We start from the raw sequence: 22,459 nt of genomic DNA, 5'->3' as shown, positions 1-22,459 counted from the left end.
CGGCACGTAGCGCAGCCTGGTAGCGCACCGTCATGGGGTGTCGGGGGTCGGAGGTTCAAATCCTCTCGTGCCGACCAAAACTACACAAAAAAACCAGCCGCTTATGGCTGGTTTTTTATTGCCTGTCTCCGCATGCGCAATGCTTAGTGTTTTTCACGCCCACCGAGAAAGAAAATCCCCAGCGGAATCGCCAGCAGCACGGTGAACACCAGGCTGTAAACAAAGATCATCGCCGATTGCAGGACAAACATGCTGGTTGTCCAGGCAGAGAGCGGGATGTTGTACTGCTCAATCACACCGACAATGGTTGCTCGCCCCACGCATGCAGCAGCAATCATAAACACAACCAGTAACGCCAGCAGGAACTTGCGGCCTTCAGGTGTCTTCAGTTTTTCCCGTACCATATCTCCTCCCTTTACAGATAAATAACAATAATTAACGCGTAAAATAACACGATCGCCGCATCGACTCCACCACAGCATTAAACACCAATAAAAGAACACAAAAGCAGTGCATTACTCCGTTTAAAATGAAAATGTGAGTAAATTACGCCAACCATTCACGTATATTATGTTAGTCTTTCCAGGATCGTTTTAACAAAAAGGAATGACAGTGAAAAACGCACCTAAATTTGCCATCGCCCTCATCGCCGCTGCGTGCGCCAGCAGCAGTGCTTTCGCCAGCGAAACCCAGAAAGAGCAGCCGCTGGAAAAAGTTGCTCCGTATCCGCAAGCGGACAAAGGGATGAAGCGCCAGGTTATTCAGCTCCCGGCTCAGCAGGATGAAGCAAATTTCAAAGTTGAGCTGTTAATCGGCCAGACGCTGGAAGTGGACTGCAACCAGCATCGTCTGGGCGGCCAGCTGGAAAGCAAAACGCTGGAAGGCTGGGGCTATGACTACTATGTCTTCGACAAAGTAACCTCGCCAGTCTCCACCATGATGGCGTGCCCGGACGGCAAGAAAGAGAAGAAATTTATTACCGCGTATCTGGGCGATAACAGTCTGCTGCGCTATAACAGCAAGCTGCCGATCGTCGTATATACGCCGGAAAACGTGGATGTGAAATATCGCGTATGGAAGGCGGATGAGACGGTAGGACAAGCGGTAGTTCGTTAAAAATAAGTCGGGTGGCGCTCACGCTTACCCGACCTGGAAAGGGTGCGTTCTGGCGCCCTCACCCCAACCCTCTCCCACAGGGAGAGGGAGAAAACACTAGAAACGGTAACGGATGTTACCGTTTTGCGTTTATCTTACAGCGCGATATCCGCTACCGGCTTGCTTTCCGCCTGAGGCTTCAGCTCTGCCTTTGGCGCAGCATCCGCAGCCTGCGGTTTGACGTATTGCAGTTGCAGAACGCGGCTGGTGTATTCCAGCTCTTGTTCCGTGGCCTCAACGTTACCGTTCAGCTTCGTACCGTAGGATGGAATAATGGTTTTCAGCTTCGCCTGCCATTCCGGGCTGGATACTTTGTCCTTAAACACTTTTTCCATCAGGTGCAGCATGATTGGCGCAGCGGTAGACGCCCCCGGAGATGCCCCCAGCAGCGCGGCAATGGTGCCATCCTTATCGCTTACCACTTCGGTACCCAGACGCAACACGCCGCCCTCTTTCGGATCGCGTTTGATGATCTGCACACGCTGACCTGCCTGCCACAGACGCCAGTCTTCTTTCTTCGCCTGCGGATAGTACTCTTTCAGCGCCTCGAAGCGTTCTTCATCAGAGAGCATCACCTGGCTAATCAGGTATTTCACCAGATCGAAGTTATCCAGCCCCACGTCCATCATTGGCTTGACGTTTGACGTTGTGGTCGCGCTCAACAGATCCCACAGGGAACCGTTTTTCAGGAACTTGGTGGAGAATGTGGCGAACGGCCCGAACAGCACTACACGCTTACCGTCCAGCATGCGGGTGTCGATATGCGGAACGGACATCGGTGGTGCGCCCACAGAGGCCTGACCGTACACTTTCGCCAGATGACGGTTAACCACTTCCGGGTTTTCCGACACAAGGAACTGGCCGCCAACCGGGAAGCCGGCGTAGTCGTCCGCTTCCGGAATACCGGACTCCTGCAACAGTTTCAGCGCCGCGCCGCCCGCACCGATAAACACGAACTTGGCCTTAATCACATGCTCGGCTTCGTTGTTTTTCAGATCGGCAACGGTCACGCTCCAGCTGTTATCCGCATTGCGCTTGAAACCACGCACTTCGGAGCTGAGTTGCAGGTTAAAGTTCTCTTTTTTCTTCAGAGAGGCCACCAGCTGACGGGTGATTTCACCGTAGTTAACGTCAGTACCAATTTCAGTGCGGGTCGCCGCCACTTTCTGGTTCGGATCGCGGCCTTCCATGACCAGCGGCGCCCACTCTTTGATTTGAGCGTGATCTTCAGAGTATTTCATCCCGCGGAAAAGCGTGCTCTGTTGTAGGGCAGCGTAGCGCGCGCGCAGGAAGTTGACGTTTTGATCGCCCCACACAAAGCTCATGTGCGGTACGGTGTTGATGAAGGAGTGCGGATTGTGCAACACACCGCTATTCACCTGGTGAGACCAGAACTGACGTGAGATCTGGAACGCTTCGTTGATCTCTACCGCCTTCTCGATACTAATGGAACCGTCCTTTTTCTGCGGCGTATAGTTCAGTTCCATGAGTGCCGAGTGCCCCGTCCCGGCGTTGTTCCAGCCGTTAGAGCTTTCCTGTGCCACGCCATCGAGGCGCTCGACCATGGTCATGGACCAGTTCGGCTCTAATTCCTGAAGATACGTTCCCAGCGTGGCGCTCATGATGCCGCCACCAATTAAAAGGACATCCGTTTCCTGCTCTTTTGGTGCGTCAGCCTTCGCCGCCAGCGAGACGGCGTTCAGCCCCACGGCCAGAGAAAAGAGCACGGCAGTCATTTTTTTCATCATTTATGCCTTAGTTGAATAGTGCTTGATGCGTGGAAATTACAGGTGAAACACGCTGCGGTGGCACGGTAGCAACTTTTAAATATTGTTTAAAGGTTACGAAATTATTGTAATTGTGAAATTTAATGATGGATTGTTTGTAGGGTTTTGGCAGACAGGCTGGCACCCGACGATTTTCCTGGCTATGATGCTGCACTTTGTGATCGCGCGCACGGAAGCCTGCCCCTACCAGCGAATTGTTATGTCATTACCCCACTCGTCTGTACCTCAAGAAGGCCATGTCGCCACTGTTTTACGTTCGCCTCACCGTCTGATGCGCGAAACCCTGGCCGGTGTGATTACCGCGCTGGCGCTGATCCCGGAAGTGATTTCGTTTTCCGTGGTCGCGGGCGTGGATCCGAAAGTGAGTCTTATCGCCTCCGTGGTGCTCTGTTTCGCCCTTTCCCTGCTCGGCGGGCGTCCGGCCATGGTGACGGCGGCGGCAGGTTCCGTCGCGCTGGTGATTGGCCCGATGGTCCATCAACACGGCGTACAGTACATTCTGCCCGCGGTGGTGATGGCAGGCATGATTCAGATCCTGTTCGGCGCGCTGGGTATGGCGCGGCTGATGCGCTTTATTCCCCAGTCGGTGATGACCGGGTTTGTTAACGCCCTTGGCATTTTGATTTTCTTTGCCCAGGTGCCCCATTTCTGGAGCCGAAGCCCGGTGATTGTGGGCCTGTTCGTGCTGACGCTGCTGATTGTGCTGTGGGTGCCACGCTATATCAAAAGCGTGCCCTCCCCGCTGATTGCCATTGTGCTGCTGACTTTGTTCACCGTCACCAGCGGGCAAATTCTGCCGACGGTAGGGGATGAAGGCTCCATGAGCGGCGGTTTGCCGGGCTTTACGCAACTGCTGGTGCCGCTCAATCTGGAAACCCTGAGCATTATCTGGCCGTGCGCGCTAAGTATCGCTTTCGTTGGCCTGCTGGAATCCTTGCTGACGGCAAAACTGGTGGATGAACTGACCGCTACCCCCTCCAGTAAGCGTCGCGAGAGCATCGGTCTGGGCGTGGGGAATATTATGGCCGGGTTCTACGGTGGCATTGCGGGCTGCGCGATGATTGGGCAGACCATCGTAAACGTGGAGATGGGGAAAGGCAGAAGCCGTATCTCCACCCTTGCGGCGGGTATCGTACTGCTGGTGCTGGTTACGGCGCTCAGCGAGGTGATGGCCAAAATCCCGATGGCGGTACTGGCGGGTATTATGGCCATTGTGGCCGTCAAGACCTTTAGCTGGCATAGCGTTCAGCCCGGAACGCTGAAAAACGCGCCGGTGGCTGAAACCGTCGTGATGCTGGTGACGGTTGTGGCAACGGTTTACACCGGCAACCTGGCGATTGGCGTGCTGGGCGGGATTGTGATGATGTTCATCCTCCCTGCCCGACTTAAGCAAAAAGCACTGGCTACAGAAGAAAAATCGTCGCCAGTCCAAGAAAAATAAAGAAACCGCCGGTATCGGTAATGGCGGTGATCATCACGCTCGACCCCACCGCGGGGTCGCGCCCCAGCCGGGTCATCGTCAATGGGATAATCACGCCCATCATCGCCGCCACCAGCAGGTTCAGCACCATCGCCAGCATCATGACCCCGCCCAGCGCCATATCATCGTACAGCCACCAGGTAATGCCGCCCATGATGCCGCCCCAGACCAGGCCGTTAATCAGCGCGACGCCCATCTCCCTGAAAATCAGCCACGAAAAATTACCCGGCTGAATGTTTTCCAGCGCCAGGGCGCGAACGATCATGGTGATAGTCTGGTTGCCGGTGTTCCCGCCGATCCCCGCCACAATCGGCATCAGCGACGCCAGGGCCACCAGCTGGGAAATGGTATGTTCGAAGCCGTCAATAACGCGGGACGCCACGAACGCGGTGCATAAATTGATGGCGAGCCACGCCCAGCGGGTTTTGACGGCCTTGCCGACGGAGGCATGAACATCGTCTTCGGCACTGATCCCGCCAAGGGCACGCAGGTCGTTATCGGTCTCTTCATAGACCACGTCAACGATCTCATCGATGGTCAGACGCCCCATCAGCTTGCCCACCGAATCCACCACCGCCGCGCTCACCAGGTCATCACGTTCGAAAGTACGCGCCGCTTTTTCGGCATCGTCTTCCGGCGAGAAGACCATCGGCTCGGTTTCCATGACCTCACTCACCCGCTGCTGGGTGCTGTTCAGCAGGATCGTTTTCAGCTCCAGCTCCCCGAGCAGGGTTTTATCCCGCGAGGTGACGAACAGTTTATCGGTGTTGTCCGGCATACTGCCCAGGCGACGAAGATAGCGCTGCACCGTCCCCAGGGTGACGTCCGGACGCACGGTGATGACGCCAAACTCCATGATCGCGCCGACGCTGTTTTTCTCGTAGTGCATCACCTGACGCACGCGCGCCCGCTCTTCGGCAGGCAGGGAAGCCAGCAGGCGTCCGGTCAGGTTGCGCGGAAGATGCTGTACAAGGTAGATCTGCTCGTCGATATCCAGCGTTTGCAGTGCGTCAAGAATGTCCCGGTCGCTCATCTCATCGATAAGGTCATCCCAGACGTTTTCCGAGGCTTCAAGCAGCACCTGACCACGCTCGTGATCCTGCACCAGCCGCCACAGGGCGTGGCGCTCCTCGGAAGGCAATGCCTCCAGGGTGTCCGCCAGATCCGGAGGTGGTAAATGTGCAACCAGCGCACCTACCTCAGCAATATCGTCGGCCAGCGTGCCGACATCATATTGCTCAGCCAGGGTTAGCTTACCCAATAACGTTGACGTGACCGCTTTATCAGTCGTCAGGAGCCAGATGAGCCGCGCACGCTCCTGGTCACGCTGCCTGGCGCTGTTTTTCTTTAATACCGACATCAATCATAAATCCATTAAATGAGTTGGCGTTAAGCATAGCGCGGGGATATGTAAATAAGAATAAACGGCGGGTCGGGATGGAGAAAAAAACGGCATATATGAAAAAATTAGTGTGCCGGGGTTCACCCGGCACAATTGCAATCAGGCCGTACGCGCCACCGCGTCCCGTGACGCCGCATCGCGCTCATCGCCGGTCAGCTCGCTCAGCTTGCCGTCGCGCATCTCCAGCAGACGGTCGGCGTGAATGAAGTAGTGATCGTCATGGCTGATGGCAAAAATGGTTTTTCCCATCGCCTGCATCAGCGGCAGCAGGACCTGATAAAACTCGCGACGGAAGTGCGGGTCCTGATCGGCGGCCCATTCATCCAGAAGGATGATGTCGCGCTCTTCGGCCAGCGCCAGCAGCAGCGCCACGCGCTTCTTCTGCCCTTTCGACAGTTTGAGATTCAGGATTTTGCCATCCTGAAGCTCCAGCTTGTGCGACATTTGCAGGTGCGCAAGCCACTTCTCCACCAGCGCCGGATCCGCCTGCTGCCCTTCCGGTCCCAGCAGCCGGTCGAACAGCCAGACGTCGGTAAATACCGCCGAGAAGAGCTTGCGGTAGTCCTCCGGTTTCTCCGCGCTCAGCGCTTTACCATCCAGCAAAATTTCACCCGACTGCGGCTGATAGAGGCCCGTCAGCAGCATCGCCAGCGTGGATTTGCCGCTGCCGTTACCGCCGATCAGGAACAGGAGTTCGCCGCGGTGAATGGTCAGGTTGATCGGCCCCACTGAGAAGGCGTTATCCTGATAGCGGAAGGTAACGTTACGCAGCTCCAGCGTTTGCCAGTTCGGGAAGGCCTGCGGGCGCGGGAACTCAGCCTTAAACGGCGCAAGGTCGAACTTCTTCAGCTTGTTGAAGGCCACCTGTGCGCTCAGCAGCGTCGGCAGTGCGCCAACGGCCGACAGCAGCGGCGTGCGTAAAAACAGCAGCGTCAGGGAGTAGGTTGCCGCCACGTTGGTATCCGCCCACCCCAGGCTGTTCGCCATCCAGAACACCAGCCCAATCGCGCCCAGCATCATGATGTTGGACCAGTTCACGGCGCTCAGGTGGAACGTATCGGCGCGAATAATGTGATGACGATATTCGTGCGCATCCGGGATATAGAGATGGTTGAAGATATGTTCGGCGCGCTCGCGGTTCAGCGTCAGCTCTTTACGCCCTTCCAGCACCGTCTGGTAATCGTTATAGAGCTTGTCTTCCGTTTCGCGCAGCACCGCCATGTGCTTATAGACGCGTGATACCAGCAGGAACCCGCCCCAGATGGTAATAACAATCCACAGCGCCGTTACCGCCAGCATTTTGCTGGAGAGCCAGGCGAGATAGGCTGCCGAGCCAAAGGTCAGGATGATCCCCTGCACCAGCTCCGGCAGGCGCACAAAGGCGATGGTAATGGCGCGCACATCGCTGGTCAGCCCCGCCAGCAGAGAAGCACTTCCCAGCTGTTCGATGCGTTCCACTTGAGTATCAAGGATCCGTTTGATGAACTCACTGCGCAGACGGAAAACGAAGTGGTGGCCGAGCGCGGTCAGCGCCAGCTGTGACCCGAGCGTGACTGCCATCAGCAGCAGCAGTAAACCCAGAAATTCCGGCAGGACGGAGAGTGACGTGTCGACCATTTCGATCAAACGCACGTTAATGAAGGCAATCAGGCCGATCCCCAGCGCCGCGCTGGCAAGGCTTAACGCCATCACCGCGATAAAAGGCCAGCGATACTGCCGCCAGACAAGAAGAAGTAGTTGCATGCAGAGCAATCCGGACAAGAAAAATCAGCCAGCAGTGTAAACTGCCTTTCACACACATCAAGAATAATTCTTATTTTTATTCTCTGTACGCTGCCTGGCGGAACGTGAGGTTGTAGCGAAACGCCCCCGCCACCGGGTGATCGCCTGGTTTAAGCGGCTGAATACCGTGATAAAAAAGCCGTGATTCACCGCCCCAGACAACCACATCGCCATGCTCCAGCATCAGCCGTTTGAGCGGGTCGTTGCGCCGCAGGCCGCCAAACTGAAAGACAGCGGGCAGCCCAAGGGATACCGAGACAATCGGCGCGCGCAGGTCCGGCTCGTCCTTATCCTGATGCAAGGAGAGCTTTGCCCCAACGGCATAGCGGTTAATAAGACAGGCATCGGGTCGAAAATCAGGATAGCCGGCCGCCACGGCGGCATCATGACACAGCGCCTGAAACGCCTCCGGCATCGGCGGCCACGGCTGATCCGTCAGCGGATCGTACGCGGCATATACATAGCCCCGCTCATTCGTCGCCCATCCCAGTTCGCCGCAGTTGGTCATCGCCACGGACATGGTATACCCGCCCGGCGTAACCATATGGCGAAACGGCGAACGGGCGGTGACGGCTTTAATGCCGTCGAACAGCGCCGCCGCGCGGGAAAGCGCGAAGCGTCTCAGGATCGTCGCCCCCGGCGCGAGCGACTCCTGCCAGGGTTCAGCATCAGCAAAAAGATCGAGCATTATTCCTCCGGGTTGTTCGCCTCACGTTTCAACAATAGCACCTTACGCGCTGCGCCCCAGCGATAACCCGACAGCGCGCCGTCGTTACGCACCACGCGGTGACAGGGGATGACTATCGCCAGTTTGTTGGCACCGCAGGCCCCCGCCACGGCACGTACGGCATTGGGTTTACCAATGGCCTTTGCCACCTGCTGATAGCTTGCCGTTTCTCCGCAGGGGATAGTCCGCAGCGCCTGCCAGACCTGCTGCTGGAAGGCGGTACCCCGGATATCCAGCGGCAGCGTCAGCGGCGTCGCGCGGCTGTCGACAGAGGCAATCACCTGACGTACACGCCCGGCAAATGCGCCTTCCATCGGTTCACGGACGGCAAGCGGAAACAGTGACAGCAGCTCAGCCGTCAGCCCGGCGTCGTCATCACCCAGCAGTATTGCGCAGATCCCGCGCTCGCTTTCCGCCACCAGACAGCGGCCTAGCGAGCAGTCACTGATGGCATAGCGGACCGCAGCCTCTCCGTTGCGGTACTGTTTTGCCGTCATGCCCAGCGCGCCGTTGGCTTTACGGTAGTAACTGCTGCCGTCCGGAAAGCCAGCGGCCAGTACGGCGTCGGTGATTTTACCGCCCTGTGCAAGCAGGGTGCGCAGGCGTTGTTCACGCGCGGCCTGCTGCCATGCTTTCGGCGTCATGCCGGTGACGGATTTAAACAAGCGGTGGAAATGGAACGGACTCATGGCAACCTGCTGCGCCAGTGCCTCCAGGTTCAGCGCGGCATCCTGTTCAAGCAGTCGACAGGCCAGCGCAATGTTGGCCTTTTTCTGCGCCATAGGGTCGGCCTGGTCCGGCCTACAGCGCTTACAGGGGCGGAAACCCGCCTGCGCGGCCTGGTGAGCATCAGGATAAAAGCAGACATTTTTACGCAGCGCGTGGCGGGCGCGACAGGACGGACGACAATAAATGCCGGTCGTCTGCACGGCAAAGACAAACTGGTTATCCGCACGCGGATCGCGGGCCAGTACGGCCTGCCAGCGATCCTCATCGGTAAGATAGGTTGTGTTTTTCATTATCGGCTCCTCTTACAAGCATACGCTCAGCTTGCCTGAACGCCACCGAACAAAAACCCGCAACCTTGCTTTTTAATTTTTTTCGCTCACCAGGAAGCTATTGAACTGCGGCGAACTCCAGGTTTTAAACCCGTCAGCCTCTTTAGTGATCATATAGACGGCCAGCCCTTCCTGACGCACTACCTCTTTGGCCTTCTCCGTGCCGAGCACCATCAATCCGGTATCCCAGGCATCCGCCTCCAGCGCGGTTGGGGCTATCACCGTCACGGACACCAGGTTATGGGTAATCGGGCGTCCGGTTTGCGGATCAATCACGTGCGAGATACGTTTGCCATCCAGCTCGTAATAGTTGCGGTAGCTTCCGGAGGTGCTGATACCATGCCCGTTGATGTCGACAATCGCCTGCACCGCGTTTTGCTGATCGGTTGGTTTTTGGATGGCCACTCGCCACGGCCTGCCGCTGGCGTTCATGCCCCGGCTGACGAGCGCGCCCCCGACGGAAACCAGATAACGCGGAATGCCTTCCTGCGCCATCAGGGCCGCGAGATGATCCGCAGCATACCCCTCGCCTACCGTGGAGAGATCCACAAACAGGTCGGGAATATCTTTTTGCAGGTATTGCTGACCATACTGGGAGATCACCGCCAGATGCTGTAACCCTGTACGCGCGCGGGCGTCGTCGATGGCGGCTTGATCGGGTGTAGTCACCGGCTGCTTGTTGGGGCCAAATCCCCACAGGTTCACCAGCGGCCCCACGGTCACATCCATTGCGCCGTTGGTTTTGTAGCCCACGCGCATGGCTTCCGTGACGATATCGGCCATTGCTTCGCTCACCGGCCACAGCGAGGTGCTGCTGGAGCGATTGAAACGCATCAGCGCTGAGTCATTTTTATAGGTAGAGAGTAGCTGATCGTCGGCATCCAGCTGCGCCTGAATTTTACCGCGTAATTCTTCAGCGCGGGATTTATCAATATCCATCACGCTGACGCGCCAGAAGGTCCCCATGGTTTTCCCTTCCAGCACCGTCGCGGCGGGTGCGTCGATTTTTGCGGGCTGTGTGGAAGAGTCACACGCGGTCAGGAGTAAAAAAGTCGCCAGAACGCTGGCGCGTAAAAAAGTCATATCCATTGGTTATTATCCTCATGCCAGGGCGGCAAGAGTACACTAAAACAGCGTATTTGTAAGACCCTAAAAAAGCATGAAAAAAGGGGCCTGTTGGCCCCTTTGTCGCTGTATGAGCAATTAGAACTGGTAAACCAGACCCAGCGCGACGATATCGTCAGTACCGATACCTGCTGCGCGAGTGAAGTCGTTCTCATCAACCAGGTTGATTTTGTAATCAACGTAGGTGGACATGTTTTTGTTGAAGTAGTAAGTCGCGCCAACATCAACATATTTCAGCAGATCCTGGTCGCCGTAGCCGTTTTCCAGGTCCTTACCTTTAGATTGCAGGTACGCCACGGATGGACGCAGACCGAAGTCAAACTGATACTGCGCAACCACTTCGAAGTTCTGCGCTTTGTTAGCCCAGCCCAGGTCGCCCGCACGGGTCGCGTTGTAAGTCTGAGTATACTGTGCAGCCAGGTAGATGTTGTTCGCGTCGTATTTCAGACCACCGGTGTAGGTCTCTGCGCGATCGCCTTCACCGTAGTAGCGCGCAGCGTTCTGGTCAGCAGTACGTTTAGAACTGGTGACTGCCGTACCGATAGCGAAGCCTTCGCCCAGATCATAGGTCAGAGAGCCGCCGTAGCCATCACCGTTCTGACGCAGTGCCTCACGACCGTTGTTGGTCTGGCCTTCGCCGCTTGCGCTGCCGTTTTTACCCTGGTACTGCAACGCGAAGTTCAGACCATCAACCAGACCGAAGAAGTCCTGGTTACGGTAGGTCGCGAAGCCGTTACCACGCTGCTGCATGAAGTTGTCAGAACCGTAGGTATCGCCGCCGAATTCCGGCAGAACGTCGGTCCAGGAAGTTACATCGTAAACAACGCCGTAGTTACGACCATAGTCGAATGAACCCGCATCAGCGAATTTCAGACCTGCGAACGCCACACGCGTCCATGAGTTGTTTTCGTTCTCACCAGAGTTACCCTGGATCTGGTATTCCCACTGGCCGTAACCGGTCAGCTGGTCGTTAACCTGAGTTTCGCCTTTGAAGCCCAGACGCATGTAGGTCTGGTCGCCGTCTGCACTGTCGTCATCAGAGAAATAGTGCAGGCCATCCACTTTACCGTACAGATCTAATTTGTTGCCGTCTTTGTTATAAATTTCAGCCGCATTTGCTGCGCCTGCCACCAGCAGAGCTGGTACCAGGAGGGACAGTACTTTAACTTTCATTTTATTAACCCTCTGTTATATGCCTTATTATTTACCACTGCTTACTGGTCAACCCTCTTAACCAGTCGGCAAGTTCATTCTCCTCAAAAATGCAGAATAATCCAACAGGAATATGATACGAAAACTTTGAAGATGTTTCACTTTACCATCAAGATGTTTCAATTTGTAAATTTGGAGGAACTTTTACAGAGCATTAATAGTTTAAAAATATAGCACGGATAATCAAAACAAAAATATATCGCATTAAATTCAGCAAATTGCCGTAAAAAACAGTACAGCACTGAATGACAAAAAAATTCCCTTCAACACCACTAAAATAACCCTCGCTATCATCATTAACTTTATTTATTACCGTCATTCAGTTCTGAATGTCTGTTTATCCCTAATTGAACCGGATGCTTCGCATTCGGTTTTTTTTTACCTTTCTTTACGTCAACCTACATTTAATGTGCTACCGCTTGGTAATGATAACGACTATTAACTAAATCCCGAATACGGCTTGCACTTAATTGTTTTTATGCTATCGAAATTAATTTCTTGTTTATTCGTGCTATTTTTCTGCCGGTGCGATGGCGTATTTATACATTTCACGGGGTTTTGTACACCTTTCACCCGGGGACGTTGAAGCCGGTTACCCGGATAAAAAGTCAAGGTTATACCGATAACGACGCTGGAAATTCAGTTATTACCCTTTATACTGCCCTATCCCATTACCGCGCGGCCATTACGGGTTAAACACATCGATGAGTCAGACTGAAACTACCGCCCCGAGCAAATTCTCCCTTCTACCGGGCAGCATCACCCGTTTCTTTCTTCTGTTGATCGTTGTGCTGTTAGTCACAATGGGAGTGATGATCCAGAGCGCCGTTAACACCTGGCTTAAAGATAAAAGCTATCAAATCGTCGATATCACCCATGCGGTGCATAAACGCATTGATACGTGGCGCTATGCGACCTGGCAAATCTACGACAATATCGCTGCCGCGCCCGCCACCTCGTCAGGCGAAGGGTTGCAGGAAACGCGCCTTAAGCAGGATGTGTATTACCTTGAAAAACCGCAGCGCAAGACGGAAGCCCTGATTTTCGGCTCGCACGACAGCGCAACGCTTGAGATGACGCAGCGGATCTCCTCCTATCTGGACACCCTGTGGGGCGCCGAGACCGTACCGTGGTCAATGTATTACCTGAACGGTCAGGACAACAGCATGATCCTGATCTCAACCCTGCCGCTTAAGGATCTCTCCTCCGGCTTTAAAGAGACCACCGTGGGCAGTATTGTGGATTCCCGTCGGGCAGAAATGCTGCAACAGGCCAACGCGCTGGACGAGCGCGAAAGTTTCTCGTCATTACGCCGTCTTGCCTGGCAGAATGGTCACTACTTCACGCTGCGAACCACCTTTAACCAGCCGGGCCATCTGGCGACCGTGGTTGCCTTCGACCTGCCGATTAACGATCTCATCCCACCGGATATGCCGCTGGACAGCTTCCGTCTGGAGCCAGACAACAGCACCCAAAATATGCGCTCGCCGTCGGATAAAGAAGGCGCGGACAGCGTAGCCATCTCATTTAATGGCTCAAAGATTGAGATTGCCTCATCGCTCAACTCAACCGGTATGCGTCTGGTGTGGCAGGTGCCTTTTGGCACCCTGATGCTTGATACTCTGCAAAACATTCTGCTGCCGCTGCTGCTGAATATCGGCCTGCTGGCGCTGGCGCTGTTTGGTTACAGCACCTTCCGTTTCCAGTCGGGCCGCCAGAGCGACTCGACGTCGGTATCAGCCGGGACCAGCAACGAGCTGCGCATTCTTCGTGCCCTGAATGAAGAGATTATTTCCGTGCTGCCGCTTGGGGTGCTCGTTCACGATCAGGAGGCAAACCGCACGGTAATGAGCAATAAAATTGCCGATCACCTTCTGCCGCATCTTAACCTGCAAAATATTACGGCCATGGCGGACCAGCATCAGGGTGTCATCCAGGCCACCATTAATAATGAACTGTATGAGATCCGTCAGTTCCGCAGTCAGGTCGCGTCGCGCACGCAAATCTTCATCATTCGCGATCAGGATCGCGAAGTGCTGGTGAATAAAAAGCTCAAGCAGGCGCAAAGACTGTACGAGAAAAACCAGCATGGCCGCGCCGCGTTTATGCAAAATATTGGCGATGCCTTTAAACAGCCGTTGAAGTCACTCGCCACGCAGATTGCTGATCTGAGCACGCCAGAAAGCCGACAGCTAAGCAGCCAGGCCGATTCACTGGTTCGTCTGGTGGACGAAATCCAGCTTGCGAACATGCTGGAGAATGACATCTGGAAGGGCACCCCTACGCTCTTCTCCATCCAGGACCTGATTGATGAGGTGGTGCCGGAAGTCCTGCCGGTGATCAAGCGCAAGGGACTCCAGCTGCTGATCAACAACCATTTACCGGCCAACGACGAACGTCATGGCGATCGCGATGCCCTGCGTCGCATCCTGATGATGTTGATTCAGTATGCCGTCACCACGACGCAGATCGGCAAGATCACCCTTGAAGTCAGCACCGATGAGTCCACCGACGATCGTCTGACGTTCCGCATCCTGGATACGGGCGAAGGCGTGACCGTGAGCGAAATTGATAACCTGCACTTCCCGTTCCTGAACGATACCCAGCGCGACCACTACGGTAAGGCGAATGCCCTCACCTTCTGGCTTTGCGATCAGCTGGCGCGTAAGCTGGGCGGTCATCTGAACATTAAGGCGCGCGAATCCCTCGGCACCCGCTACTCTTTACACGTTAAAATGGCGGCGAATCCACAGGAAGAGGATGAAGAGCGTCTGCTGGACGATGTGGTGGTGATGGTGGATGTGACCTCCAGTGAGATCCGAAATATCGTCGTACGTCAGCTGGAAAACTGGGGTGCGTCCTGCATTACCCCGGACGAAAGGCTCGCGAGTCAAGAATTTGATCTATTTTTAACTGATAATCCGTCTAATCTTACTGCCTCAGGCTTGCTTTTAAGCGATGATGAGCCAGGCGTGCGGAAAATCGGCCCTGGGCAGCTGCGCGTCAACTTTAATATGAGCAATGCAATGCAGGAAGCTGTATTACAACTGATTGAAGAGAATCTGGCGCAGGAAGAGATCCTGGAGTCACCGTTAGGCGGCGATGAAAATGCCGAACTCCATGCCAGCGGATATTATTCGCTCTTCGTTGATACAGTACCAGATGATGTTAAGCGGTTGTATACTGAGTCCGCTGCGCAGGATTTTGCAGCGCTGGCACAGACAGCACACCGGCTTAAAGGGGTGTTTGCCATGCTTAATCTGGTTCCCGGCAAGCAGTTATGTGAAACGCTGGAACATCTAATTCGTGAGAAAGATGCCTCTGGCATTGAAAAATACATCAGCGACATTGACGCTTACGTCAAGAGCTTGCTGTAGCAAGGTAGCCTTATACATGAACAATATGAACGTAATTATTGCCGATGACCATCCGATTGTACTGTTCGGTATTCGCAAATCACTTGAACAGATCGAGTGGGTGAATGTAGTCGGTGAATTTGAAGATTCCACAGCCCTCATTAACAACCTGCCTAAACTTGATGCGCACGTGCTCATTACCGATCTCTCCATGCCTGGAGATAAATACGGTGATGGGATCACGCTCATCAAATACATTAAACGCCACTTCCCGGACATTTCGATCATTGTTCTGACCATGAACAATAACCCGGCGATTCTGAGCGCCGTTCTGGATCTCGATATTGAAGGGATTGTGCTGAAACAAGGCGCACCTACCGATCTGCCAAAAGCGCTGGCGGCGCTACAGAAAGGGAAGAAATTCACTCCTGAGAGCGTCTCACGCCTGCTTGAAAAAATCAGCGCGGGTGGTTATGGCGACAAGCGTCTCTCGCCTAAAGAGAGTGAAGTTCTGCGTCTGTTCGCTGAAGGTTTCCTGGTCACTGAAATCGCCAAGAAGCTGAACCGCAGCATTAAAACCATCAGTAGCCAGAAAAAATCCGCGATGATGAAGCTGGGTGTGGATAACGATATCGCCCTGCTGAACTATCTCTCTTCCGTGACGCTGAGCGCAACGGACAAAGACTGATCTTCGCTGTCTATGCCGGGTGGCGCTCGCGCTTACCCGGCCTACAAACCCCGCAGGCCCGCGCAAGCGCAGCGCCGCCGGGCACATAAAAAAGGCCCTTTCGGGCCTTTTTTATTGTCTCGCTTTTCGTACCCGCTCCGCATAGACGGATAGCGTCTGCTTCAGTACATCCAGCGTGACCGGCTTCGACAGGCAGCTGTCCATTCCCGACTCCAGACAGCGCTGCTTCTCCTCCGCCAGCGCGTTGGCTGTCACCCCCACCACCGGCAGCGTCAGCCCCAGCTGTCGGATACGCTGCGTCAGACGGTAGCCGTCCATGTTAGGCATGTTCACATCGCTGAGCACAATATCAATATGGTTCTTACTTAAGACATTCAGGGCATCCACGCCATCATTGGCCGTTTTACACTGATAGCCCAGAGAGCCAAGCTGGTCTGCGAGCAGACGACGGTTAATCGGATGATCGTCGACGACCAGAATCATCATATCGTCATTCACCGACGCCAGCTCATCAGGGGAAGCCAGCACGGTGGCGCCGTCGCTGTCTTCAAGCTGCACGCTGTAAATGCGCGCCAGCAAGCCCAGCAGCTCGTGCGGTGTCGCCACGCTGTGCACCCATACTCCAGGCGAACGCTCAAGCGGAATACCGATATGACGGCGGCAGAACATCACCACGCCGCGCCCCGCCCACGCCTGTTCCGGCTCAACGTCGGTGATCAGCATGTCATCCGCGCCCGGCGTCTGGCCTTCGTAGCGCGAAACCCGCACGCCGCTGCTGGTCAGCATTGAGGTCAGGAAATCATGTAAGGAGGCGTTGTGCACCGCCAGCCAGCAGTGTTTATCGCTCAGGCCGTCGACCGTGGTTTTCGCCGGATAATGCGCCGAATAGAGCGGAATACGAATGGTGAACTGGCTGCCCATACCCGGCTCAGTATCGACGGAGATATCCCCGTCCATCATGCTGATAAGCTTCTCGCAAATAGCCAGACCAAGCCCGGTCCCCTGGAAATTACGCTGGACGCCGGTTCCCACCTGGAAGAACGGATCGAACAGGCGAACAACTTCTTTCGCCGGAATCCCCACCCCCGTGTCGCGCACGCGAATGGTCAGGTACTCCCCTGCCCGACAGACGTGCAGCACAATACAGCCGATATCGGTGAATTTGATGGCGTTGCTCAGCAGGTTTGAGATGACCTGTTGCAGACGCATCGGATCGCCATGCAGCGTCAGGGGCACATCCGGCTCGATAAAGCAGTACAGCCCAAGCTGTTTACGCACCACCAGCGGCAGATAGTTAGCGCAGATATGGTTCATCACCTCGCGCGGGGAGAACTCGCGCGGCTCTATTTTCAACTGCTCGGATTCAATTTTAGAGAAGTCGAGAATATCGCTGATGATTTTCAGCAGCAGGCTGGACGAGTTGTTCATGGCCGTCACCAGCCGGTCGACCCCTTTCGGCAGCTCTTTGGTCTGGAGCAGATCGAGGTTACCGATAATACCGTACAGCGGCGTACGCAGCTCATGACTGACGGTCGCGAGGAACATCGATTTCGACTGACTGGCCTGCTCCGCCGCCTGCGCCATATCCTGCAACGACTCTTCCATTTTCACGCGCGCAGAGACGTCCACCAGCACGCAAATCGCCACGTTTTCATTACGGTAGCGCGAATGGACAAAGCTGATTTGCAGGTTGGTGTGGGTGCTGGTCAGCACATCCACAAAGTTAACCTGTTGCCCACAGATGATCTGCGTTAACCGCTGACGGTCTTCATGCGTTAGCATGTTCAGGTAGTTATGGGCAAGCTCGTTACTGAGGATATTTGTCCCGTCCTGAGTACGCAGGATGCAGATCCCCACCGGTGCCGAGGCGACAATTTTACGGTTAAACTGCTCGTGCTCCTCCAGACGCTGAGCATCCGCCTCCGCCGGAATAAAGATCCGCCGCTCATACATTCTCGCCAGCATAAACAGCGCGACGCCTACCGCGATGTTCAGCAAAATGGCGTTAAGGATCAGGATGCGAATGCGCTCCAGGACCTTGTCCACCGGCAGCGAGTAGACAATGCTCAGCGACGATGGCGGTAAACTTTTCTTCAGCACCAGCTCGCGGAACCCGGAGGTATAGCCAAACCATGACCGCTCCTGCATCCTGCTGGGTTCCACCTTCAGGCGGTTTTCAGGCCCGGTAAGGGAGATGAGCGGATGGCCGTTTTCATCCAGAATGGTCACGCCCATCGGCAGACTGCCCGGCGTGAAGAAGTTTTCCATGCGGATGGTTTGTTCAATCCCCAGCAGCGCTTGCAGGCGGTTTCCGAGGTAAACCGGAGTCAGGGCATAGAAATAGCCGACCCCCATGCGCGGCCCCTGGCTTATCCAGAAGATGTTGTTCCCGCGCTCTTCCTGAGGCGCATTACGGTATTTCACTATGCGCTCATGCAGGCTTTTCAGCGCGTCTTCGCGTTCGACGGGCATATCCCGCAGGCCGAAATCCGCCATGCAGAGATTTTCGTTGCTAATCAGGTAGACACGGTTCAGATCGTAAGCGGCCGAGAAGTTATCGCGCCAGTAGCGCATAAACCATGACAGGGACTCCAGTGAACCACGCCAGGCTTTGCCCATGGCGGAACAATCGGAATCCGGGAAGAGCGGTTCGAAATCAGGCACTTCGGTTTTTTCATCCCGACCGCGGATGGCAAGAATGCCGTTCTCCGCCGTCAGTCGATTCTCAGCAATATACTTAAGCTCTTTCATCACGTCAGACGTACGCTGGATATAGCGCTGAGCCTGATCCGAGCTCAAATTAAACTCCTGGCGGATCTCCGCTTCTTTCTGGTGTAACGCGTTAACGATGTAAAACACCGAGAGCAGTGCCACCAGCAACCATAGCAGTAGCGCAAGCGCCCGAAACAGATAGCGGGAGACTTTTAACGTGGTACGAAAGGAGACGAGGTATTTCAAAGGGGCGAGGCTCCGCCGTCGGGGTCAAAAAGAATGTGGTTAAGGTAGCGGTAAACGCGGCTTGTCGCAACGTTCACTTGTCTGCTTGCGCAAAACAAAAGGGCCGGAAACCGGCCCTTTATGCGTCAGGAGACGTTACTCGTCAGCGTCATCCGCTGCTTCATCATCGGTGTCCGCTTCCGGGGCGATTTCATCATCCCCTTCCGCGACGCTGCCGTCGATAGAGTCAAGCTCTTCGTCATCCACCGGCTCAGCAACGCGTTGCAGACCGACGACGTTTTCATCTTCCGCAGTGCGGATGAGGATAACGCCCTGGGTGTTACGACCTACCACGCTGATCTCTGACACGCGGGTACGCACCAGCGTACCGGCATCGGTGATCATCATGATCTGGTCCGCGTCGTCCACCTGCACCGCGCCAACAACGGAACCGTTGCGCTCGGTCACTTTGATGGAGATAACGCCCTGCGTGCCGCGAGACTTGGTCGGGTATTCGCTTTCCGCCGTACGTTTACCGTAGCCGTTCTGGGTGACGGTCAGGATTGCGCCTTCGCCACGAGGAACGATCAGGGAAACAACGGAGTCTTCACCCGCCAGCTTGATACCACGCACGCCGGTCGCCGTACGACCCATTGCGCGCACGGCGTTCTCTTTAAAGCGCACCACTTTACCGGCGGCAGAGAAGAGCATCACTTCATCAGAACCGGACGTCAGATCCACGCCGATCAGTTCGTCGCCTTCGTTCAGGTTCACCGCGATGATCCCGGCTGAACGTGGACGGCTGAACTCGGTCAGTGCGGTTTTCTTCACGGTACCGCTCGCGGTCGCCATAAAGACGTTCACGCCCTCTTCGTACTCGCGTACTGGCAGAATGGCGGTGATACGTTCGTTCGCTTCCAGCGGCAGCAGGTTGACGATTGGACGTCCACGCGCGCCACGGCTTGCTTCCGGCAGCTGATAGACTTTCATCCAGTACAGACGGCCCCGGCTGGAGAAGCAGAGGATCGTGTCATGGGTGTTGGCCACCAGCAGACGATCAATGAAGTCTTCTTCTTTAATACGCGCCGCAGATTTGCCTTTACCGCCCCGACGCTGAGCTTCGTAGTCGGTCAACGGCTGATACTTCACGTAGCCCTGGTGAGACAGCGTCACTACCACGTCTTCGCGGTTGATCAGATCTTCAATGTTGATATCAGAGCTGTTGGCCGTGATTTCGGTGCGACGCTCATCGCCGAACTGATCGCGAACCAGCTCCAGCTCTTCACGGATCACTTCCATCAGGCGCTCTGCGCTACCCAGGATATGCAGCAGCTCGGCAATCTGCTCCAGCAGCTCTTTGTACTCGTCGAGCAGTTTTTCATGCTCAAGGCCGGTCAGTTTCTGCAAACGCAGATCCAGAATCGCCTGGGCCTGCTGTTCAGTCAGGTAGTACTGACCGTCACGCACGCCGAATTCCGGCTCCAGCCACTCAGGACGCGCAGCGTCATCGCCGGCACGTTCCAGCATCGCCGCCACGTTGCCCAGATCCCATGGACGCGCAACCAGCGACGCCTTCGCTTCTGCTGGCGTCGGCGCACGGCGGATCAGCTCGATGATCGGGTCGATGTTCGCCAGCGCAACGGCCAGTGCTTCAAGGATATGGGCACGGTCGCGCGCTTTGCGCAGTTCGAAGATGGTACGGCGAGTCACCACTTCACGGCGGTGACGCACGAACGCGCTCAGGATCTCTTTCAGGTTCATGATCTTCGGCTGGCCATGGTGCAGCGCAACCATGTTGATACCGAAGGAGACCTGAAGCTGAGTCTGGGAGTAAAGGTTGTTCAACACAACTTCACCCACCGCGTCGCGCTTGATTTCAATCACGATGCGCATACCGTCTTTGTCAGACTCGTCACGCAGCGCGCTGATGCCTTCAACGCGTTTTTCTTTTACCAGCTCGGCGATTTTTTCAATCAGTCGCGCTTTGTTCACCTGATACGGGATCTCGTGAACAATAATGGTTTCACGGCCGGTTTTGGCGTCCGCTTCCACTTCGGCGCGGGCACGGATGTAAATCTTGCCGCGACCGGTACGGTACGCTTCTTCAATACCGCGACGGCCATTGATGATTGCCGCCGTCGGGAAGTCCGGGCCAGGGATGTGTTCCATCAGCCCTTCAATGCTGATGTCTTCATCGTCAATGTAGGCCAGGCAGCCGTTGATCACTTCCGTGATATTGTGCGGCGGAATGTTGGTTGCCATACCGACGGCGATACCGGACGAACCGTTCACCAGCAGGTTTGGGATCTTCGTTGGCATGACGTCAGGAATTTTTTCCGTGCCGTCGTAGTTATCAACGAAATCAACCGTCTCTTTTTCCAGGTCAGCCATCAGCTCATGGGCAATCTTCGCCAGACGGATTTCCGTATAACGCATTGCCGCGGCGGAGTCGCCGTCGATAGAACCAAAGTTACCCTGACCATCTACCAGCATGTAACGCAGCGAGAAGGGCTGCGCCATACGGACAATGGTGTCGTACACCGCGGAATCACCATGAGGATGGTATTTACCGATTACGTCACCAACGACACGGGCAGATTTTTTGTAGGCTTTATTCCAGTCATTGCCCAATACGTTCATGGCGTATAGTACGCGACGGTGTACCGGCTTCAGGCCATCGCGGACGTCCGGCAGCGCACGGCCAACAATGACCGACATCGCATAGTCCAGATAGGAGCTTTTCAGCTCTTCCTCGATGTTAACCGGTGTAATTTCTCTCGCAAGGTCGCTCATCTAACCGCTATCCCTCTACTGTATCCCGGATTCAAAGGTCGCAAATTATAACACAGCCGCGGTGATACAGGTAAACCTATACGCTTTATTCACAGGGATTGCCTGATATACTCATTTGTCTTGCTAAATAAGGAGTAAAAGCGCCCATGAATGCCGAAAAATCCCCGGTGGCTCACAACGTTGACCACGAAGAGATTGCCAAATTTGAAGCGGTGGCGTCCCGCTGGTGGGATCTCGAAGGTGAGTTCAAACCTCTGCATCGTATTAACCCGCTGCGTCTGGGCTATATCGCGGAGCGTTCCGGCGGTCTGTTCGGTAAGAAAGTGCTCGACGTCGGCTGCGGCGGCGGCATCCTGGCGGAAAGTATGGCGCGTGAAGGGGCCACCGTCACCGGTCTGGACATGGGCTTCGAACCTCTACAGGTTGCGCGTCTTCATGCGCTGGAGTCCGGCATACAGGTAGAATACGTTCAGGAAACCGTGGAAGAGCACGCGGCAAAACATGCGCACCAGTATGACGTGGTGACCTGCATGGAGATGCTGGAGCACGTTCCCGATCCGCAGTCGGTCGTCAGCGCCTGTGCAAACCTGGTGAAACCGGGTGGACAGGTCTTCTTCTCGACCATCAACCGCAACGGCAAAGCCTGGCTGATGGCCGTGGTAGGCGCGGAATATGTGCTGCGCATGGTGCCGAAAGGGACGCACGACGTGAAGAAGTTCATCAAGCCTGCCGAACTGCTGGGCTGGGTTGACCAGACATGGCTTAAGGAGCAGCACATGACGGGCCTGCACTACAACCCGTTGACCGATAAATTCAAACTTGCCCCGGGCGTGGATGTTAACTATATGTTGCACACAACCGCCAAAAACGACTAACGTCATTCGTTATTCTTATAAAGATTGCGCGACATCATGTTGCGCAATTCTGACCTCCCGTTGAAGAAATCAGCACTCGATC

At 55.3% G+C, this 22,459-nt stretch carries 15 protein-coding genes and 1 tRNA gene; 6 read left to right on the top strand and 10 right to left on the bottom strand.

The features are described 5' to 3' along the window. Positions 1 to 77: transfer RNA gene (locus ACOTXD_RS04500), tRNA-Pro, on the top strand. Between the two features lie 66 nt (positions 78 to 143). On the opposite strand, the gene ACOTXD_RS04495 is transcribed toward ACOTXD_RS04500, so the two are convergent. Then, positions 144 to 404 carry a DUF2534 family protein gene (locus ACOTXD_RS04495; RefSeq protein ID WP_006811332.1) on the bottom strand — a complete coding sequence of 87 codons (261 nt, stop codon included), beginning with the start codon at positions 402 to 404 and terminating at the stop codon, positions 144 to 146. Positions 405 to 606: 202 nt separating this feature from the next. On the opposite strand from ACOTXD_RS04495, the gene eco reads away from it, so the two are divergent. Then, positions 607 to 1,116 (top strand): serine protease inhibitor ecotin, encoded by a 510-nt coding sequence (gene eco / locus ACOTXD_RS04490; protein WP_032609713.1) that lies wholly within the window; start codon positions 607 to 609, stop codon positions 1,114 to 1,116. 134 nt (positions 1,117 to 1,250) lie between these two features. Here eco and mqo read toward each other — a convergent pair whose 3' ends face one another. Next, a complete protein-coding gene (gene mqo, locus ACOTXD_RS04485; protein ID WP_003859385.1) occupies positions 1,251 to 2,900 on the bottom strand; it encodes a malate dehydrogenase (quinone) in 1,650 nt (549 codons plus the stop codon). A 187-nt stretch (positions 2,901 to 3,087) separates the two neighbouring features. Between mqo and ACOTXD_RS04480 the strand changes: the two genes are divergently transcribed. Then, entirely contained in the window at positions 3,088 to 4,383 is a 1,296-nt protein-coding gene (locus ACOTXD_RS04480; protein WP_032645730.1) for a SulP family inorganic anion transporter, read from the top strand. Here the strand turns inward: ACOTXD_RS04480 and mgtE are convergent. The 6 genes from mgtE to ACOTXD_RS04450 form a co-directional block, all read right to left on the bottom strand. After that, positions 4,346 to 5,782 (bottom strand): magnesium transporter, encoded by a 1,437-nt coding sequence (gene mgtE, locus ACOTXD_RS04475; RefSeq protein WP_006811337.1) that lies wholly within the window; start codon positions 5,780 to 5,782, stop codon positions 4,346 to 4,348. The two genes, ACOTXD_RS04480 and mgtE, sit on opposite strands and share 38 nt — an antisense overlap. A 141-nt stretch (positions 5,783 to 5,923) precedes the next feature. After that, entirely contained in the window at positions 5,924 to 7,567 is a 1,644-nt protein-coding gene (locus tag ACOTXD_RS04470) for a multidrug ABC transporter permease/ATP-binding protein (RefSeq protein WP_003859392.1), read from the bottom strand. Positions 7,568 to 7,643: 76 nt separating this feature from the next. After that, a complete protein-coding gene (gene alkB, locus ACOTXD_RS04465) occupies positions 7,644 to 8,294 on the bottom strand; it encodes a DNA oxidative demethylase AlkB (protein WP_032609716.1) in 651 nt (216 codons plus the stop codon). Then, positions 8,294 to 9,352, bottom strand: coding sequence for a bifunctional DNA-binding transcriptional regulator/O6-methylguanine-DNA methyltransferase Ada (gene ada / locus ACOTXD_RS04460; protein WP_421766375.1), 1,059 nt, complete (start codon positions 9,350 to 9,352; stop codon positions 8,294 to 8,296). Before ada ends, alkB begins: the two co-directional genes overlap by 1 nt. Positions 9,353 to 9,424: 72 nt before the next feature. Further along, positions 9,425 to 10,480, bottom strand: coding sequence for an FAD:protein FMN transferase ApbE (gene apbE, locus ACOTXD_RS04455; protein ID WP_023300605.1), 1,056 nt, complete (start codon positions 10,478 to 10,480; stop codon positions 9,425 to 9,427). A 114-nt stretch (positions 10,481 to 10,594) separates the two neighbouring features. After that, positions 10,595 to 11,689: a porin OmpC gene (locus ACOTXD_RS04450; protein ID WP_047055377.1), complete on the bottom strand. Its 1,095-nt coding sequence runs from the start codon at positions 11,687 to 11,689 to the stop codon at positions 10,595 to 10,597. A 743-nt stretch (positions 11,690 to 12,432) separates the two neighbouring features. Between ACOTXD_RS04450 and rcsD the strand changes: the two genes are divergently transcribed. Beyond that, a complete protein-coding gene (rcsD, locus tag ACOTXD_RS04445) occupies positions 12,433 to 15,105 on the top strand; it encodes a phosphotransferase RcsD (protein WP_003859403.1) in 2,673 nt (890 codons plus the stop codon). 16 nt (positions 15,106 to 15,121) lie between these two features. Further along, complete coding sequence (gene rcsB / locus ACOTXD_RS04440; protein ID WP_003859405.1) at positions 15,122 to 15,772, top strand: response regulator transcription factor RcsB; 651 nt, start codon at positions 15,122 to 15,124, stop codon at positions 15,770 to 15,772. Between the two features lie 111 nt (positions 15,773 to 15,883). On the opposite strand, the gene rcsC is transcribed toward rcsB, so the two are convergent. After that, positions 15,884 to 18,730: a two-component system sensor histidine kinase RcsC gene (gene rcsC / locus ACOTXD_RS04435; RefSeq protein WP_061856625.1), complete on the bottom strand. Its 2,847-nt coding sequence runs from the start codon at positions 18,728 to 18,730 to the stop codon at positions 15,884 to 15,886. Positions 18,731 to 18,865: 135 nt separating this feature from the next. After that, positions 18,866 to 21,502 carry a DNA topoisomerase (ATP-hydrolyzing) subunit A gene (gene gyrA, locus ACOTXD_RS04430; protein WP_015572288.1) on the bottom strand — a complete coding sequence of 879 codons (2,637 nt, stop codon included), beginning with the start codon at positions 21,500 to 21,502 and terminating at the stop codon, positions 18,866 to 18,868. 146 nt (positions 21,503 to 21,648) lie between these two features. Here gyrA and ubiG point away from each other — a divergent pair, with 146 nt between their 5' ends. Continuing rightward, on the top strand, positions 21,649 to 22,377 hold the full coding sequence (gene ubiG, locus ACOTXD_RS04425; RefSeq protein ID WP_003859413.1) for a bifunctional 2-polyprenyl-6-hydroxyphenol methylase/3-demethylubiquinol 3-O-methyltransferase UbiG: 729 nt from the start codon (positions 21,649 to 21,651) through the stop codon (positions 22,375 to 22,377). Positions 22,378 to 22,459: the final 82 nt, after the last annotated feature.

This window comes from Enterobacter cloacae complex sp. CDL013, assembly GCF_049238805.1.
Taxonomy (GTDB): Bacteria; Pseudomonadota; Gammaproteobacteria; order Enterobacterales; family Enterobacteriaceae; genus Enterobacter; species Enterobacter hormaechei_C.
This window is presented reverse-complemented; position numbering and strand designations above follow the sequence as displayed.